Annotated in this window: 16 protein-coding genes; 12 read left to right on the top strand and 4 right to left on the bottom strand. The window is 68.6% G+C overall.

Going from position 1 to position 15,501, the window contains the following annotated elements:
• Nucleotides 1-66 precede the first annotated feature (66 nt).
• Nucleotides 67-1,065: an AraC family transcriptional regulator gene (locus FHX60_RS07090; protein ID WP_183282905.1), complete on the top strand. Its 999-nt coding sequence runs from the start codon at nucleotides 67-69 to the stop codon at nucleotides 1,063-1,065.
• 8 nt (nucleotides 1,066-1,073) lie between these two features.
• On the opposite strand, the gene FHX60_RS07085 is transcribed toward FHX60_RS07090, so the two are convergent.
• Nucleotides 1,074-1,478 (bottom strand): PaaI family thioesterase, encoded by a 405-nt coding sequence (locus FHX60_RS07085; protein WP_116601687.1) that lies wholly within the window; start codon nucleotides 1,476-1,478, stop codon nucleotides 1,074-1,076.
• A gap of 243 nt (nucleotides 1,479-1,721) precedes the next feature.
• On the opposite strand from FHX60_RS07085, the gene FHX60_RS07080 reads away from it, so the two are divergent.
• The gene (locus FHX60_RS07080; RefSeq protein WP_092313019.1) at nucleotides 1,722-3,128 is read left to right on the top strand and encodes a selenium-binding protein SBP56-related protein; all 1,407 of its coding nucleotides are present in this window, start codon (nucleotides 1,722-1,724) and stop codon (nucleotides 3,126-3,128) included.
• Nucleotides 3,125-3,790, top strand: coding sequence for a hypothetical protein (locus tag FHX60_RS07075; protein ID WP_112775058.1), 666 nt, complete (start codon nucleotides 3,125-3,127; stop codon nucleotides 3,788-3,790). Before FHX60_RS07080 ends, FHX60_RS07075 begins: the two co-directional genes overlap by 4 nt.
• A 9-nt stretch (nucleotides 3,791-3,799) precedes the next feature.
• On the opposite strand, the gene uraD is transcribed toward FHX60_RS07075, so the two are convergent.
• Nucleotides 3,800-4,318: a 2-oxo-4-hydroxy-4-carboxy-5-ureidoimidazoline decarboxylase gene (gene uraD / locus FHX60_RS07070; RefSeq protein ID WP_092313025.1), complete on the bottom strand. Its 519-nt coding sequence runs from the start codon at nucleotides 4,316-4,318 to the stop codon at nucleotides 3,800-3,802.
• 134 nt (nucleotides 4,319-4,452) lie between these two features.
• Nucleotides 4,453-5,397, bottom strand: coding sequence for a LysR family transcriptional regulator (locus FHX60_RS07065; RefSeq protein ID WP_183282904.1), 945 nt, complete (start codon nucleotides 5,395-5,397; stop codon nucleotides 4,453-4,455).
• 416 nt (nucleotides 5,398-5,813) lie between these two features.
• On the opposite strand from FHX60_RS07065, the gene FHX60_RS07060 reads away from it, so the two are divergent.
• Genes FHX60_RS07060 through uraH form a run of 3 tightly spaced genes read left to right on the top strand, consistent with a single transcriptional unit; the run spans nucleotide 5,814 to nucleotide 8,043 of the window.
• Nucleotides 5,814-7,166, top strand: a complete 1,353-nt coding sequence (locus tag FHX60_RS07060) for an MFS transporter (protein ID WP_183282903.1) — start codon at nucleotides 5,814-5,816, stop codon at nucleotides 7,164-7,166.
• Between the two features lies 1 nt (nucleotide 7,167).
• Nucleotides 7,168-7,677, top strand: coding sequence for a hydroxyisourate hydrolase (locus FHX60_RS07055; RefSeq protein ID WP_183282902.1), 510 nt, complete (start codon nucleotides 7,168-7,170; stop codon nucleotides 7,675-7,677).
• 30 nt (nucleotides 7,678-7,707) lie between these two features.
• Complete coding sequence (gene uraH, locus FHX60_RS07050) at nucleotides 7,708-8,043, top strand: hydroxyisourate hydrolase (RefSeq protein WP_183282901.1); 336 nt, start codon at nucleotides 7,708-7,710, stop codon at nucleotides 8,041-8,043.
• A 31-nt stretch (nucleotides 8,044-8,074) separates the two neighbouring features.
• Here the strand turns inward: uraH and FHX60_RS07045 are convergent, their stop codons facing one another.
• On the bottom strand, nucleotides 8,075-8,521 hold the full coding sequence (locus tag FHX60_RS07045; RefSeq protein ID WP_112775054.1) for a winged helix-turn-helix transcriptional regulator: 447 nt from the start codon (nucleotides 8,519-8,521) through the stop codon (nucleotides 8,075-8,077).
• A 105-nt stretch (nucleotides 8,522-8,626) separates the two neighbouring features.
• Here FHX60_RS07045 and FHX60_RS07040 point away from each other — a divergent pair, with 105 nt between their 5' ends.
• The 6 genes from FHX60_RS07040 (at nucleotide 8,627) to FHX60_RS07015 (ending at nucleotide 15,495) form a co-directional block, all read left to right on the top strand.
• Nucleotides 8,627-9,871 carry an MFS transporter gene (locus FHX60_RS07040; protein WP_112775053.1) on the top strand — a complete coding sequence of 415 codons (1,245 nt, stop codon included), beginning with the start codon at nucleotides 8,627-8,629 and terminating at the stop codon, nucleotides 9,869-9,871.
• Between the two features lie 119 nt (nucleotides 9,872-9,990).
• On the top strand, nucleotides 9,991-10,545 hold the full coding sequence (locus FHX60_RS07035) for a hypothetical protein (RefSeq protein WP_181486991.1): 555 nt from the start codon (nucleotides 9,991-9,993) through the stop codon (nucleotides 10,543-10,545).
• A 295-nt stretch (nucleotides 10,546-10,840) separates the two neighbouring features.
• Nucleotides 10,841-12,250 (top strand): hypothetical protein, encoded by a 1,410-nt coding sequence (locus tag FHX60_RS07030; RefSeq protein ID WP_112775051.1) that lies wholly within the window; start codon nucleotides 10,841-10,843, stop codon nucleotides 12,248-12,250.
• Between the two features lie 138 nt (nucleotides 12,251-12,388).
• Complete coding sequence (locus FHX60_RS07025) at nucleotides 12,389-13,378, top strand: ABC transporter substrate-binding protein (RefSeq protein WP_183282900.1); 990 nt, start codon at nucleotides 12,389-12,391, stop codon at nucleotides 13,376-13,378.
• A 248-nt stretch (nucleotides 13,379-13,626) separates the two neighbouring features.
• Entirely contained in the window at nucleotides 13,627-14,634 is a 1,008-nt protein-coding gene (tauA, locus tag FHX60_RS07020; protein ID WP_183282899.1) for a taurine ABC transporter substrate-binding protein, read from the top strand.
• An 84-nt stretch (nucleotides 14,635-14,718) separates the two neighbouring features.
• A complete protein-coding gene (locus FHX60_RS07015; RefSeq protein WP_092313055.1) occupies nucleotides 14,719-15,495 on the top strand; it encodes a taurine ABC transporter ATP-binding protein in 777 nt (258 codons plus the stop codon).
• Nucleotides 15,496-15,501 lie beyond the last annotated feature (6 nt).

Raw genomic sequence — 15,501 nt, 5'->3', positions numbered from 1 at the left:
CGCGCCACGATTTGCCATTTGACGACGGACACGACCGACGCCCCCACCCACTCCCGCGGCAGCCCCATGACCGTCCTTGTTCGCAGCGCATCGCTGACCAAATACCTGGGAATTGCCCGGGGCGCGGGCCTGGATCCGGTGCGGATGGTGGCCCGGGCAGGCCTGGACCAGGCGTGCCTGTACACGCCCGACCTGCGCATTCCCGAGCAGCGCCTGGCGGAGGTGCTGGAGGCCTCGGCGCGCGAGACGGGCTGTCATTCGCTTGGCCTGATGGTGGGGGAATCGTGGCGCCTGTCGGACTTCGGCCCGGTGAGCCTGCTGTTGCAGCACCAGCCCACGCTGCGCGACGCGCTGGCCGAGATCGAGCGCTACCGCCACTGGCTCAGCGACTCCATCTCCATCCTGGTCACCGAGCATCCCGGTGTCGCGGTGCTGCACGTGACGCTGCAGACCGGGCGGCAACAGCCCGGCAGGCAGGCCATGGAACTGACCGTGGCCGCATTGCACAGCCTGATCCGCGCCATCCTCGGCGAGTCGTGGATGCCGTACAGCGTGCATTTCGCGCATGCGGCGCCCGCCGACCTGCGCATCCACCGGCGCCTGTTCGGGCCGCGCCTCGAATTCGGTTCGGACTTCGACGGGCTGGTGCTTGCCAGCGGCGACCTGGACCGCGTCAATCCCCTGGCCGATGCCAGCCTGGCCGGGTATGCGCGGGGTTTCCTCGACCTGCAGCCAGGGGCCGGCAAGCCATCCATCGCCGCGGACGTGCGGCGCACCCTCACCCAGTTGCTGCCGCGCGGACGCGGTGCGGTGGAACAGGTCGCGCAAAGCCTCGGCACCAGCCCGCGCACCCTGCAGCGCCAGCTGGAACAGGATGGCCTGACCTTTTCCGCACTGGTCAACGAGGTGCGCCGCGAGCTGGCGCAACGCCACCTGCAGGATCCGCTGCGGCAGCTGGCGCAGGTCGCCACGCTGCTCGGATTCTCGGAACCCAGCGCATTCTCGCGCTGGTTCGCGGCGCAGTTCGGCAAGTCGCCGACGCGCTGGCGCCAGGACGGCGCCTGAGGCCGGGCTTACTTCAGGTACTTCATGGTGGCGACGCCGGTGGCCACCAGCAACTCGCCATCGAGCCACACCTCGGCGCGCGAAAAGAAGATCGAACGCCCGCGGCGGTCGACCATGCCTTTGGCCGTCAGCAGCTTGCCGGTCCCGTTGCTGAGGAAGTTCGACGTCAGCGACAGCGTGACCGCGTGCCGCGGGCTCTCGCCCGGCGCCGAGTAGAGGCCGGCATAGCCGGTGGCGGCATCGAGCAAGGTGCAGAGGGTGCCGCCATGCACGACGCGGCTGCGGTTCAGCATATTCGGCGCCAGCGGCAGTTCCAGCTCGACGTAGTCGTCGCGCCAATGGGTGATGCTGACACCGATGCTTTCCAGTGCCGGATTGTCGAGGCTGTAAGCCTCGCCCTTGCCTGCTGCCATTGCCACGTCCATCGCCTGGATTTTCCTTTGCTTGATCAAGCCTCCTTTCTGCGCGATCCGCGTGTTTCCGACAATCTGTATTTCGCAAACCGGCCCTTCCGCCTGCATGAATCCAAGTACGCACGGCTTTGACTCGGCATGCAGAACGACCTAGGCTAAGTAGGCTTACCGCGCACTCGGCCACGCGCCAGGTGACGTACCGGCGATGTCGCAAGGTCCGCCAGGACCAGGGAGGGGCTCACCATGAACATGCGGCCAGATCCGACGTTTCACGCCTCGCCGGAGCTTGCGATCCACGCGCCCGCGGAATCCTTCGCCTATACGGTGCTGCTCAGCCCCGACGGCACGCAACCCGACGCGCTCGCGGTGATCGACGTCAAACCCGGATCGCCGACCTACAGCCAGGTGGTGCATACCGTACCGATGACGCACAAGGGCGACGAGCTGCATCACTTCGGCTGGAACGCGTGTTCGTCGGCGCTGTCGCCGCTGACCGGCCATGCGTTCCTGGAGCGGCGCTACCTGATCATTCCGGGAATGCGCTCGTCGCGCCTGTATATCGTCGACACCAAGCCGCATCCGACCCAGGCGCGCATCCACAAGATCGTCGAGCCCGACGAGATCTTCCGCAAGACCGGCTATTCGCGGCCGCATACCGTGCATTGCGGCCCGGAAGGCATCTATGTCAGCACGCTGGGCGGCAGCGGGCCGGATGGCACGGACGGCACCCCCGGCATCTTCATCATGGACTGCGAGACCTTCGAGGTGCTGGGCCGCTGGGAGATCGACCGCGGCGAGCAGCAGAAGCACTACGACTTCTGGTGGAACCTGCCGCGCGACTACATGGTGTCGAGCGAATGGGCCCTGCCGCCGCAGTTCGAGAACGGGCTGGTGCCCGAAGACCTGCTCGGCAACCGCTACGGCCACAAGCTGCATTTCTGGGACCTGCGCGCCCGGCGCAACGTGCAGACCATCGACCTGGGCGCCAATCACCAGATGGCGCTGGAAGTCCGGCCCGCGCATGATCCGGTGCGCGAGTACGGCTTCGTCGGCGTGGTGGTCGACACCACCAACCTCGAGGGCTCGATCTGGACCTGGTGGCGCGAAGACGGCAAGTTCCACGCCGAAAAGACCGCGACGATCCCGGCGGAAGCCGCCGACGCGAGCCAGTTGCCGCCGCTGCTGCAAGGCTTCGGCGCGGTGCCGCCACTGGTGACCGATATCGACCTGTCGCTGGACGACAGGTTCCTCTATGTGTCGTGCTGGGGTACGGGCGAGATGCGCCAGTACGACGTCACCGATCCGCGCAAGCCCCGGCTGGCGGGCTCGGTCCATCTCGGCGGCATGGTCCGCCGCACCCCGCACCCCAACGGCAAGCCCTTCGCCGGCGGCCCGCAGATGGTGGAGATCAGCCGCGACGGCGAGCGTGTCTACTGGACCAACTCGCTGTATTCCACCTGGGACCAGCAGTTCTACCCCGACGGCATTCCCGGCGCGCAGGTCATGGCCCGCGCCGGAGCGGACGGTGGCCTGGAGCTGGCCGACGACTACTGGGTCGAGTTTCCCGAAGGCTACCGCGCGCACCAGATCCGGCTGGAAGGCGGCGACTGCTCGACCGATTCGTTTTGCTATCCCTCGGCCAGGGCTTGAGCGGGCACGACTGGGAACAGCTTGGCCTGTGGTCGGCGGTGCTGGCCAGCGGCCTCTATCACGGCGTCAACCCGGCGATGGGATGGCCGCTGGCGGTATCGAACGGCCTGCTGGCGCACAGCGGCCGCGCCGTGCTTGCGGCGCTGGGGTTTCTGGCGGCCGGGCACGCGCTGGCGGTGCTGGCGGTGACGCTGCCGTTCGGCATGCTGGCCGCGCTGGTCGCCTGGCAGGTGCAGATCCGCATCGGCGCCAGCATGCTCCTGATCGCCGGCGGCATCGCGCTGCTGCTCAGGCGCGGCCATCCGCGCGCACTGGTGCGGATCGCGCCATCGCGCCTCGCACTGTGGTCGTTCGCGGTGGCGATCGCGCATGGCGCCGGGCTGATGCTGGTGCCGATCTATCTCGGCCTGTGCCGCACCGAGAGCGAGCCGGGGCACCAGGCGGCCGCCACGCTCGCCAGTGCCAACCTGGGCATGGCGCTGGCGGTCGCCCTGCTGCATACGCTGGCCATGTTTGCCATGGGCGGCGGCATGGCGTGGCTGGTCTACCGCTACCTGGGGCTGCAGTTCGTTTCGCGCAGCTGGTTCAACCTGGAAGCGGTCTGGGCCCTCAGCCTCATCCTGGTGGGGATGCTGGCGCTGGGCCTCGAAGCGTTTGGCTAGGAGCAGGGCTCAGCCGGCCAGCCGCGCTGCCAGCCGGCCGCGCGTGATGGCCGCGATCTGCGCCAGCGCCTCGTCCAGTTCCTGCTGCGTGCTGCGGCCGATGCGGCGCTCGAACGCGGCAAAGATGCCTTCGCGGGTGTAGTGGCGCACGCAGATGATGAAGGGAAAGCCGTGGCGCGCCTGGTAGTCGGCGTTGAGCTGGTCCAGCGCGGCCTCCTGCTGCACCGACATCGCATCCAGTCCGGCGCTCTTCTGCTCGGCGCTGGAATCCGCCGTCATCGTGCCCGCGCGGATATTGCGTGCCGACAGCTGCGGGTGCAGGTTCAGGAAATCGCACTGGCGCGGCGCATCGAGCTTGCGCACCACGTCCATCATCGCGCCATGCAGCGCCGCCACCGAGGCGAACGGCCGCTGCGCCCAGGCGCCTGCCGCGGCCTGCGGAAAATGTTCGAACACGCTGCCGAAGGCCTCGGCAAAGGCCGCTTCGTCCAGGGCGTTGACCGACGCCAGGTCGAGGGGGTGAGACATGGAGGCTTCTCCCGTAGGGATGCCCGCAAGGGCAATCGTTGCAATCGTTGAATACGCGGGGCCGAGTATAGGAACGCCCCGCCGCAGCGGCGAGAGCCCGCCCCCTATAGATCGCATAACAGAAACCGATACCGCTAACGAGGCAGGTCGCGCAGGTCGCGCAGTTCCTGCGAGGCCGCGCTCAGCATGCCGCGCAGCCACACATGCGCGGCCGAGCGGTGGCGCGACGGGTGCCACAGCTGGTAGAAGCGCATGAAGGGGAACTCGATCGGCGGTTCCAGCACCGCCAGCGGCACATGCTGCGCGTGGTAATTGGCGAAGTGGCGCGCCGTGGTCAGGATCAGGTCGGTGCCGGGGATCAGGCTGGGCGCGAGGTTGAAGTAAGGACAGCTGACCCGGTTGTCGCGATGCACGCGCATGGTGCTCAGGCCCGCATCCACCAGTCCGCGCTGGTCGCGCGAATACGGCGTCGGCACGATATGCGAGGCGCCCAGGTAGGCCTGCGCGGTGAACTTGCCGGGCTGCGCGTGTACGCTGTCCTGCGCCACCACGCACACCACCTCGTCTTCCAGCAGCACCGACAGGTGCAGGTGCTCGGGCGGATTGGGCCAGTTGCCGATCACGATATCGACCGCGCCCGCCGACAGCGCCTGCTCATAGTCGAAGCTGGTCCCCAGCGGCAGCGCCGACAGCCGCGCATGCGGCGCGGCGCGGCGCACGGCGCGCACCACATGGGCAAAGAACGGTGGCGCCAGGTAGTCCGGCATCGCCACCACGAAACTCTGCTCGGTGGTGGCCGGGTCGAAGCGGTCGTCCGAGACCAGCAGGTTGTCCAGCGCGCTGAGCGCGGCCTGCGCGTTGCGCGCCAGCTGCAGCGCACGCTCGGTCGGCACCATCACGTTCTTCTCGCGCGTCAGCAGCGGGTCGTTGAAGATCGCGCGCAGGCGCTTGAGCGCGGCGCTGATGGCCGGCTGCGACTGGTTCAGGCGGATCGCCGTGCGCGACACGCTCTGCTCGGCAATCAGGATGCACAGCACGCGCAGCAGGTAGGTGTCGAACGGGTCGTCGGCGCGAATCATGTTGAGTCCGTGACAAGGGGAATAAAGAAGGCATGGCGGGTGCGGCGGCCGCCGCTCCCGGTGGTGCTGGCATGCCGGGCCATGGCGACTTTGTAGCGTGTCGCGCACCGCACGGCAACCGGTGGAACCCGGACAGGCGTCGCCGCGCAGCGTGCGCGGCATCCCCACCGCGGACCGATCAGGGTAATCCATAGGTCCGCCACAAGCCGCGGCGAATTCCCGCAAACCCGCGCCAGGCAAGGGATTGCGGCCCATATCGACGCTGCTATGGGGCTTATACCAGCCCCCTCGTTTCGCATCGGCGGGCCATTCATATACTTGCTCCCAATCCATCCGCCACGGCGCGTCGGCCGCGGCGGACCGCATGCACCGCCACCAGGCCCGGCCTGGCAGAACACCACAAGACAGGAGACATCATGTCGATCACGAAACAAGGCGTACCGGCCTTCGCCGGCACCGCCGAAGACGCCGAGGACAGCGTCTACCGCAAGGTTACCTGGCGCCTGCTGCCCTTCCTCGGGGTGCTGTGGGTGCTGGCATGGCTGGACCGCGTCAACATCGGCTTCGCCAAGCTGCAGATGCTGGACGCGCTGCGCTTCAGCGAAGCCGTGTACGGGCTGGGCGCAGGCATCTTCTTCCTGGGCTACTTCTTCTTCGAAGTGCCGTCGAACATGCTGCTGCAGAAGATCGGCGCCAAGAAGACGATCATGCGCATCACCATCTGCTGGGGCGTGATCTGCATGCTGCAGAGCTACGTCACCACGCCCGCGCAGTTCTACATCCTGCGCTTCCTGCTGGGGGCGTTCGAGGCCGGCTTCTACCCCGGCGTGATCCTGTACCTGACCTACTGGTACCCGTCGCAGCGCCGCGCGCGCGCCTTCGGCACCTTCATGTCGGCGTCGGCCATTGCCGGCGTGCTGGGCGGGCCGCTGGCCGGCTGGATCATGACCGGCATGGCCGGCGTCAACGGCATGCACGGCTGGCAGTGGCTGTTCATCCTGGAAGGCATCCCGTCGGTGCTGGCCGGCATCTTTGCCTGGTTCTACATGACCGACAAGCCCGAGCAGGCGCGCTGGCTGTCCGACGCCGAGAAGCGCGTGGTGCAGGACGCGCTCAGGCGCGACAACGCCGCCATGGGCGAGCGCGGCCACGACTGGCGCACGCTCTTCACCAACCCCAAGGTGTGGCTGCTGATCGCGATCTTCTTCTGCCTGCTGTGCGCCAACTCGACGCTGACCTTCTGGATCCCGACCATCATCAAGGACGTGGGCTTCGCCACGCCGATGGCGGTGGGCTGGATCGCCGCGGTGGCGTACCTGTGCGGCGCCGCCGGCATGATCCTCAACGGCGCGCATTCCGACCGCCGCAATGAAGTGCGCTGGCACTTCAGCGGCGCGGCGCTGGTCGGCGGCGGTGCCATGGCCGTGCTGGCGGTGCTGCTGGGGGCGCAGGTGCTGTCGCCGGTGATCGCGCTGCTGGCCATGACCGCCGCGCTGGTCGGCACCATGAGCGCAATCCCGGTGTTCTGGCAGCTGCCCAACCGCTACCTGGCCGGCAGCGCCGCCGCGGTGGGCGTGGCGCTGATCAACTCGGTGGCCAACCTGGCCGGCTTCGGCGCCCCGTACGTGATGGGGCTGGTCAAGAACACCACCGGCAAGCTCACCTCCGGGCTGTACCTGGTGGCGGTGATCGAAGTGCTGGCCGCGGTGCTGGTGCTGGTGGGCATCCGCCAGCTGCGCGGCAAGCCGGCAGCACGTCAAGGAGCCTGAGATGGACCAACACAATCTTGATCGCGCCCGCCGGCGCTTCGCGCTGCAATCGATGACGCTGGGCGGCGGCGCGCTGCTGGCCGGCGCCAGCTGGGGCGCCACGCCGCAGGCGCCGGCCCCCAACCAGACCGCTGCACCGGTGCAGCAAGGCGGACTGAGCCCGCGCCTGACGCTGCATGCGCTGGACACCTACCACGGCACGCCCGCGGCCGGCATGCGCGTGGAGATGTTCCGCATCGACCATGGCCAGCGCACGCCGCTGCAGACCGTCACGCTGGCCGCCAACGGCCGCAGCGAGCCGCCGCTGCTGATCGGCGACAGCTATCGCACCGGCACCTATGAACTGATCCTGCACGCCGACGAATACTTCGCCGCGCGCAAGGCCAGCCTGCCGCAACCGTCGTTCCTGTCGAAGATCCCGCTGCGCGTGCGCGTGACCGACGCCGGCCAGCGCATCCACCTGCCCGTGCTGTTCGGGCCGTGGAGCTACAACTACTACCGCGGCAGCTGAGCCCGCGGCCCAACCCGGAGAGATCGCATCATGGCAGGTATCAGCACACATGTGCTCGACGTATCCCTGGGCCGCCCGGTGGCCGGCATGCAGGTCGAGCTGTTCGACGTCGCGGTGCAGCCGCCCCGGCCGCTCGCGCGCACCCGCACCAACCACGACGGCCGCACCGACGCGCCGATGCTGCCGCCGGCCCAGGCGCGCACCGGCGAGTTCGAGCTGCGCTTCTGGGTGGCGGACTACTTCCGCACCCCGGACGTGTTCGCCGATATCGTGCCGGTGCGCTTTACCATCGCGGATGCCGCGCAGCACTACCACGTGCCGCTGCTGTGTTCGCCGTGGAGCTTCGGCACCTATCGCGGCAGTTGAACGCCGGGGCACAGGCCCGCGCCTACCGCGCCTACCGCGGCTTGCGCACCTCCGCCTCGTCGTGCGACAGCACCCTGCCCTCGCCGGAGCGGGGCATCATCGGCGGCACCGGCTTGCCGGTGCGCTTTTCCACCAGTTGCGAGCGGCGCTCGCCGCGCGCGAACAGGTGGTGCTCTCCCCACTGGCGCAACGCCACCACGATGGGGAACAGGCTCTCCCCCATTTCCGTCAGCACGTATTCCTGGTAGGCACTGCCGTCCGAGGCCGGCCGCGTCGCCAGGATGCCGGCGTCCACCAGCCGGCGCAGGCGGTCGGACAGGATATTGCGCGCCACCGCCAGGCTGCGCTGGAAGTCGCTGAAACGATGCATGCCGTCGAAGGCATCGCGCACGATCATCAGCGACCAGCGGTCGCCGACCAGCGCCAGCGCGCGCGCCACGGGGCAGGTGTCTTGGCTCGGGGCCTTGCGGGTGACCATGTCTGGCTAGCCTTGGGCGCATCGCCCGCTGTCAAAGTGGTTGCATTTTAAAACTAGCCGGCCTACGCTTCAACTGGTTTTGATTTGCAACCACTTCGAAGCGATATGGAAACCTGCTCGCGCGCGGCCGACCCGGCATCGCCCACCCCCCACCCCGCGGCCTTGCCCGCACCGCTGCCGCGTGCCGCGGTGCTGCTGTTCGCCTGCGCCAGCGGGCTGAGCGTGGCCAACGTCTATTACGCGCAGCCGCTGCTGGATGCGCTGATGGCGGACTTCCACATCGGCGCCGCGGCCGTCGGCGGCGTGGTCACCGCCACCCAGGCCGGCTGCGCGCTGGCGCTGCTGTTGCTGGTGCCGCTCGGTGACCTGCTGCCGCGCCGCCGCCTGATGCTGGCGCAGGTGCTGGCGCTGGCCGGCGCGCTGGCCGTGGTGGCGCTGGCCCCCTCGGTCACGATGCTGCTGGCGGGGATGCTGCTGACCGGCCTGCTCGGCACCGCCATGACGCAGGGACTGATTGCCTATGCTGCCGCCGCGGCGGCGCCACCAGAACGCGGGCACGTGGTCGGGACCGCGCAGGGCGGCGTGTTTGCCGGCTTGCTGCTGGCGCGCGTGGTGGCCGGCGGCGTCAGCGACCTGGCCGGATGGCGCAGCGTCTACGTCTGCGCCGCCGTGATCATGCTGGTGCTGGCCCTGCTGCTGTGGCGCTCGCTGCCGGCGCTGCCCGGCCCCGCGCAGCGCCTGCGCTATGCCACCCTGGTGTGGTCGATGTTGGCGCTGCTGCGCCGCGACCGGGTCCTGCAGATCCGCGGCATGATCGCGCTGCTGATGTTCGCCGCGTTCAATATCTTCTGGAGCGCGCTGGTGCTGCCGCTGAGCGCCCCGCCCTACCAGCTGTCGCACACCGCCATCGGCGCCTTCGGGCTGGTCGGCGCGGCCGGTGCCCTGGCCGCGGCGCGCGCGGGACGCTGGGCCGACCAGGGCCTGGGCCAGCGCACCACATGCGCGGCCCTTGTGCTGCTGGTGGCCGCATGGCTGCCGCTGTCATGGCTGGGCACCTCGCTGTGGCCGCTCGCGCTCGGCATCGTGCTGCTCGACCTGGGCGGCCAGGCCATCCATGTCACCAACCAGAGCATGATCTTCCGCGCCGACGCCACCGCGCACAGCCGGCTGGTCGGCGCCTACATGCTGTTCTATGCGACCGGCAGCGGCCTGGGCGCGCTTGCCACCACCGCCACCTATGACGCCGCCGGCTGGCGCGGCGTTTGCATGTTGGGTGCGGGGGTGAGCTTGCTGGCGCTGGGGTTCTGGGCCGGCACGCGCCGGTGGATGCCGGCGCAGGCTACGTCATAGCCTGGCCTCACCCGTTCAGGCGAAGGCGGCGCGAACGCGAGCGAAGATCCGCGCAAGAAGGCTTTAGAATCTCGCATCCAACCTGGTTCGATCACGTGAAAGCCCTTACCCGCCTCAACATGAAGCAGTTCTCCCTGCTCTGCGCCGCACTGCTGGCCTCCGTTTCCGTCCACGCCGCACCCCCCGCGGCCCAGCCCGAGCCGGCCGGCAATACCGCGGCGCCGCTGGGCCTGGAACTGGGCAAGGCCAAATGCTCGCGCCTGTCACCGCCGCAGAACCATGCCAGGACCGGCACCTCCGAATGGGCCGGCGGCGATACGGTGGAACTGAAGCACCTGGAGCGCTTCCATCTGCCCGGCCTGTCGCGCGTGGTGCTGAACTGCGATGCGCAGGATGCGGTGGCGCTGGTGACCATGACCTTCGAGCGCCCCGCCATGGAAGAAGTGCGCAGGAAGCTGGACGAGCGCTATGCCGCCGTGCGCAAGACCGAGGGCGCGGCCGAGAACGGCTACGCCGAATGGAGCGCGGCCAATGGCAGCCTGGAGCTGCTCTACGGGCGCGACAGCAAGCACTTCACCGTGGCTTACTGGGCCAGGGGCGCCAAGGCGAAATACTTCTCCTACAGCGGCGGCGGCAAGAAACCCGCGGCACCGCCCCAGCCTGCGCCGCTGTAGCGGCGGGTGGCGATGCGGAACAGGCGCTTGCAGGCGTCGAGATCATCACTGCAAGACTTTGATGCGCTGCATGATTCCTTTGTATGGAAGGCGCCGTCTCGCCTATGCTGTCCAGTGCGGCAACGAAAAATGCGCGCGTTCTCATGAACTGAAAACAAGAAGGGGCAAGTCCCCACAAGCGGAAAGCGCCGTGCGGCTGGCACCTTTCTGCTTTTGCCTTGGCCTGCGTCACGGGGTGAATCGAACGCACACGAGCATGTGGGGCTCATGGGCGAGATACGCCGTTGACAACAACATGACAGACCAATTCCTGTTCAGTAAGCCGTTCACGTTTCTCGCCTGCGCCGGCATGACAGAAGTCAGGGACGGCATCGAGGCACTGGAAGCGCTTCCGGGCCACCTGTTCTGGCTGGAGAACGAGGACTTTATCCGCCGGGTCTACGTGCCCGATTTCCTGGAGCAAAGCCGCGCCGCGCTCGAGGCCGCGATGCCGGGCGGGCCGGAACTGGTCGACGCCCTCGCGCCCGAGATCCGCCGCAGCTCGGCCGTGCTGCCGGCACTGCGGCAGCTGTCCGCGGACCAGGCCGCGCTCGCACACTCGTACTGCTACTGGCGCTATTGCGCCGATGTGGTCGGGCGCGCCCAGGGCATCCCGCGCAGCGCCATCGCGCGCCAGTTCGAGCGCGCCGTCGCGCCGCGCGACGGCGCGCACAAGCTGCAATGGCTGTGCCCATGCTGCGGGGGCCGGGCGCAATACCAGGTCGACGGTTTGCTGGCATCGCAGCGGCCAGTGCGCCAGGGCGGCTTTTCGCTCGAATGCGCGCATTGCGGACACCAGGAGCGGCTCTATGCCGGCTTCCTGCACGCGGGCCGGCTCGAATGCCGCTGCGCGCTGTGCACCGGCTTTGTCCAGTCGCTGGCCGGCCAGCTGGCGCGGGCCGCGCGCAAGCTGTGCGCCAGCCTGGAAGACTATGCGTGGATGCATGCGGTGGACACCGCCGCGGAAATCGGCGAACTTAAGGATGCCTCGCTGCAACGGATTGCACACGGGGACAAGCCTTCCGCCAACGCGATGGCGTTCGCGGCGGCGGCCCAGTCCGGCGAGGTGCGCACCATGCCGGAACTGCTCGCCCGCATCGACCCCACGCTGGAAAGCCGGCTCGACAAGAACCCCAGGGCCTGGGCGCTCTTGTGCGAGCTGCTGCGCGAAGGCGTGGTCGATAGCGAATGCACCATCTACGACCACGACGGCCGCAAGCACGTAGCGCTTGAAATTGCCTTGCTCGACGACGACCCGGCGCTGGATGGCGGCACCGCGCAGGACTATCTCGCGGCCCTGCTGCGCGGCTACCAGCCGGCCGAGCCCGAGGCCTTCGTCGGCTGGCTGAAAGCGCTGAAGCGGCTGCGCCTTTGCACCGGCCGGTTCAATGCGGCCGTCGACGTGTCGTGGAAACCCAACCTGGAACACTGCCGCATCCTGACCGCGCGCTGGCTGCAGGACACGGCGCCGCTGGCGCCATTGGCCGCGCACGGCAGCGCCCCGTGGCCGCCGCCGGCGCAGCGTGCGCGCACCCCGGAACGCCCGGTGTATCTCGACGCCGAACTGGAGGCAGTGCAGCTGCTCAAGTCGCTGGGCTATATCCTGCTCAGTCCGGAGGACATCCGTTCGCAACGGGATCCCGCCGAGTCCACCGGACTCGACTGAGCGCATCCAGCGGGCGCCTGCCCGCCACCCACCACGCATATCGAAGCGCGGATTTATTCGTTGGTACGCGGGCGCGGCACGCGTACGTTCGGGGGTTCCGATGTTGAACACCCGCACACCCCGAACACCCCGAACGCCATGACCGCTTCCCGACGCCAGTTCCTGCGCCGCGGCGCCGCCGCCACGGCCGCGCTTGCCTCCGCCCCCCTCCTCACCTTCACCACCTTCACCACCTTCGCCGCCGGCGATGCGCACGCCCAGGGCCGCCCGGTGCTGAAGGCCGGCGACCAGAAGGGCGGCCTGCGCGCACTGCTCGAATCCGCCAACGCGCTCGAGGGCCTGGCCTACGACATCCAGTGGACCGAGTTCCCCGCGGCGGCGCCGCTGGCCGAGGCGCTGAACGCGGGCGCGGTCGACAGCGGCCCGATCGGCGACGCGCCGGCCATCTTCGCGCTGGCGGCCGGCACGCGCATCCGGCTGATCGGTGCGAACCGCTCTGACCCCTACGGCACCGCGGTGCTGGTGCGACCCGACTCGCCACTGCGGCAGGCTGCAGACCTGAAAGGCAAGAGCATCGGCACCAACCGCGGCTCGATCGGCCACCTGATCGCGCTCAAGGCGCTGGAATCGGCCGGACTGAAACCGGACGATGCCAACCTGCGCTTCTTGCCGCCCGCGGATGCCAAGCTGGCGCTGAGCAGCGGCTCGATCGATGCCTGGGCCACGTGGGAGCCCTATACCGCGATGGCCGAAACCAGCCAGCACGCTCGCGTGCTGGTCAACGGCCGCGGGCTGTGGTCCGGCCTCAGCTACCTGGCCGCGACCGACGCCGCGCTGGCGAACAAGCGCGCGCTACTGCAGGACTTCCTGCACCGCGTGGTGCGCGCGCAGCAGTGGTCCTACCAGCATGTGCCGGAGTTCTCGGCGACGCTGGCCCGCATCATCGGCATCTCGCCGCAGGCAGCGCGGCTGCAGTTCGAGCGGCGCCGCACGCAGTGGCGCAGCATCGACGCGGCGCTGATCGCCGAGCAGCAGCGCACCGCGGATTTCTACCTGAAGGCCGGGCTGCTCAGGCAGCGGCTCGATGTGCGGCAGACCTTCGACCCCGGGTTCTCCCTGAGCGCCTGAGCGCGCGCGCCCGGCGCGTTGACACCGCAAGCGGCGCTGGCGAGACCCGGGTGCCCGCCGCGGCCGGTACAGGAATTCCATGATTGACGCAGCCCCGTGCCACCGCTCCCCGCGGCCCGGCGCGGCCTGCGCGCGCGCGGCCGGTTCTGGCCCAACCGAATCCCGGCAACTGGTCCTATAGGCCCGGAATCGGGCTCACCTATAAAGCCGTGACCCCCAAACCCATTTCTCATCCGAGGAGCACAACCATGCGGTGGATCAAGCAGATCGCGATGTATTTCGCCCTGGCGGCGGCGCTGGTGCCGGCCGCACAGACCGTGCAGGCCCAAAGCAAGAATGTAGTGATTGCTTACCAGGACATGGTCGTGCCCTGGCGCTATGCGCAGGACATGAAGGAGCTGGAAAAGCAGACCGGCTACACGGTCTCGTTCCGACAGTTCGGCGGCGGCGGGGACGTGATCCGCGCCATGGCCTCGGGCCAGATTGCCATCGGCGAAGCCGGCACCTCGCCGATCGCCTCGGCACTGTCGCAAGGACTCGAGGTCGAGCTGTTCTGGATCCTGGACGACATCAACGCGGCCGAAGCCATGGTCGCGCGCAACGGCAGCAAGATCGCCAGCGTCGCCGACCTGAAGGGCAAGCGCATCGGCGTGCCGTTCGTGTCGACCACGCACTACCACACGCTGGTCGCACTGGAGCGCGCGAAGATCAACCCGAAGGACGTGCGCATCGTCAATATGCGCCCGCCCGAGGTGGCCGCTGCATGGGAGCGCGGCGACATCGACGCCACCTTTATCTGGGATCCGGTGCTGGCCAAGCTCAAGCAGTCGGGCACGGTGCTGACCACGTCGGGACAGATTGCCGCCGACACCGGCAAGGCGACCTTCGACGGCATGATCGCCAACAAGAAGTTCGCGCGCGAGAACCCCGAGTTCATGGTCAAGCTGGTGCGCGTGCTGGCCGCGGCGGACGAGAACTACCGCAAGAACAAGGCGTCGTGGACCGCCGATTCGCCCATGGTCAAGGCCGTGGCCAAGGTCTCCGGCGCCAAGCCCGAGACCGTGCCGGCCAGCATGGCGCTGTACAGCTTCCCCACGCTGCAGGAGCAGGTCTCCGAGCGCTGGCTCGGCGGCGGCGCGGCGCGCGCGCTGCAGTCGGCGGCGCAGTTCCTCAAGGAGCAGGGCACCATCCAGACCGTGCTGCCGGACTATGGCCCCGGCGTCAACGCGGAATGGGCAAAGCGGGCGCTGCGCTGACGGCGCACTCCCTGTCGCTGAAGCTGGCCGCCGCGCGCCCCTGTTCGTGCGGCGGTCCCGGAGATCCTGTTGCGGAAGCCCATCATGTACCAACTCGAAATCGACAATGTCAGTGTCAACTACGGCACGGCCGGCGGCGCGAAGACGCTGGCCCTGTCGCAGGTCAATCTCACCATGGAGCGCGGCGATTTCGTGGTCGCGCTGGGGGCCTCGGGCTGCGGCAAGACCACCTTGCTGTCATGCATCGCGGGCTTCATGGAGCCGTCGGAGGGCGAGATCCGGCTGAGCGGCAAGCCCGTGCACGGCCCCGGCGCCGAACGCGGCGTGGTGTTCCAGAAGCATGCGCTGATGCCATGGCTCAGCGTCGAGGACAACGTTGCGCTGGGCCTGCGCCTGCGCGGCGTGTCCCGCGCCGAACGGCTGCGCATCGCCCATGAAAAGCTGGCCGCGGTCGGGCTGGAAAGTGTCGCCGCCAAGCCGGTGTACCAGCTCTCGGGCGGCATGCAGCAGCGCGTGGGGATTGCCCGCGCGCTCGCCTGCGATCCGGCGGTGATGCTGATGGACGAACCGCTGGGCGCGCTCGACGCGCTCACGCGCGAGTCGATCCAGGCGCTGATCCTGAAGCTGTGGGCGCGCGAGCAGAAGATCGTCTTCTTCATTACGCACAGCGTGGAAGAGGCGCTGTTCCTGGCCACGCGGCTGATCGTGATGACGCCCTCGCCCGGACGCATCGCCCATACCTATGAGCTGCCGTTCGCGCGCCGCTTCATCGAATGCGGCGACGCCCGCGCGGTCAAGTCCGACCCGGAGTTCATCCGCTACCGCGAAGAGATCGTCGACCTGATCCATGCCACCGCCTGAGGAGAA

Origin of the sequence: Cupriavidus alkaliphilus, assembly GCF_014191175.1 — a bacterium.
GTDB lineage: Bacteria > Pseudomonadota > Gammaproteobacteria > Burkholderiales > Burkholderiaceae > Cupriavidus > Cupriavidus alkaliphilus.
Note: the sequence above shows the minus strand (reverse complement) of the source record. Positions and strands in the feature narration are given on the sequence as shown.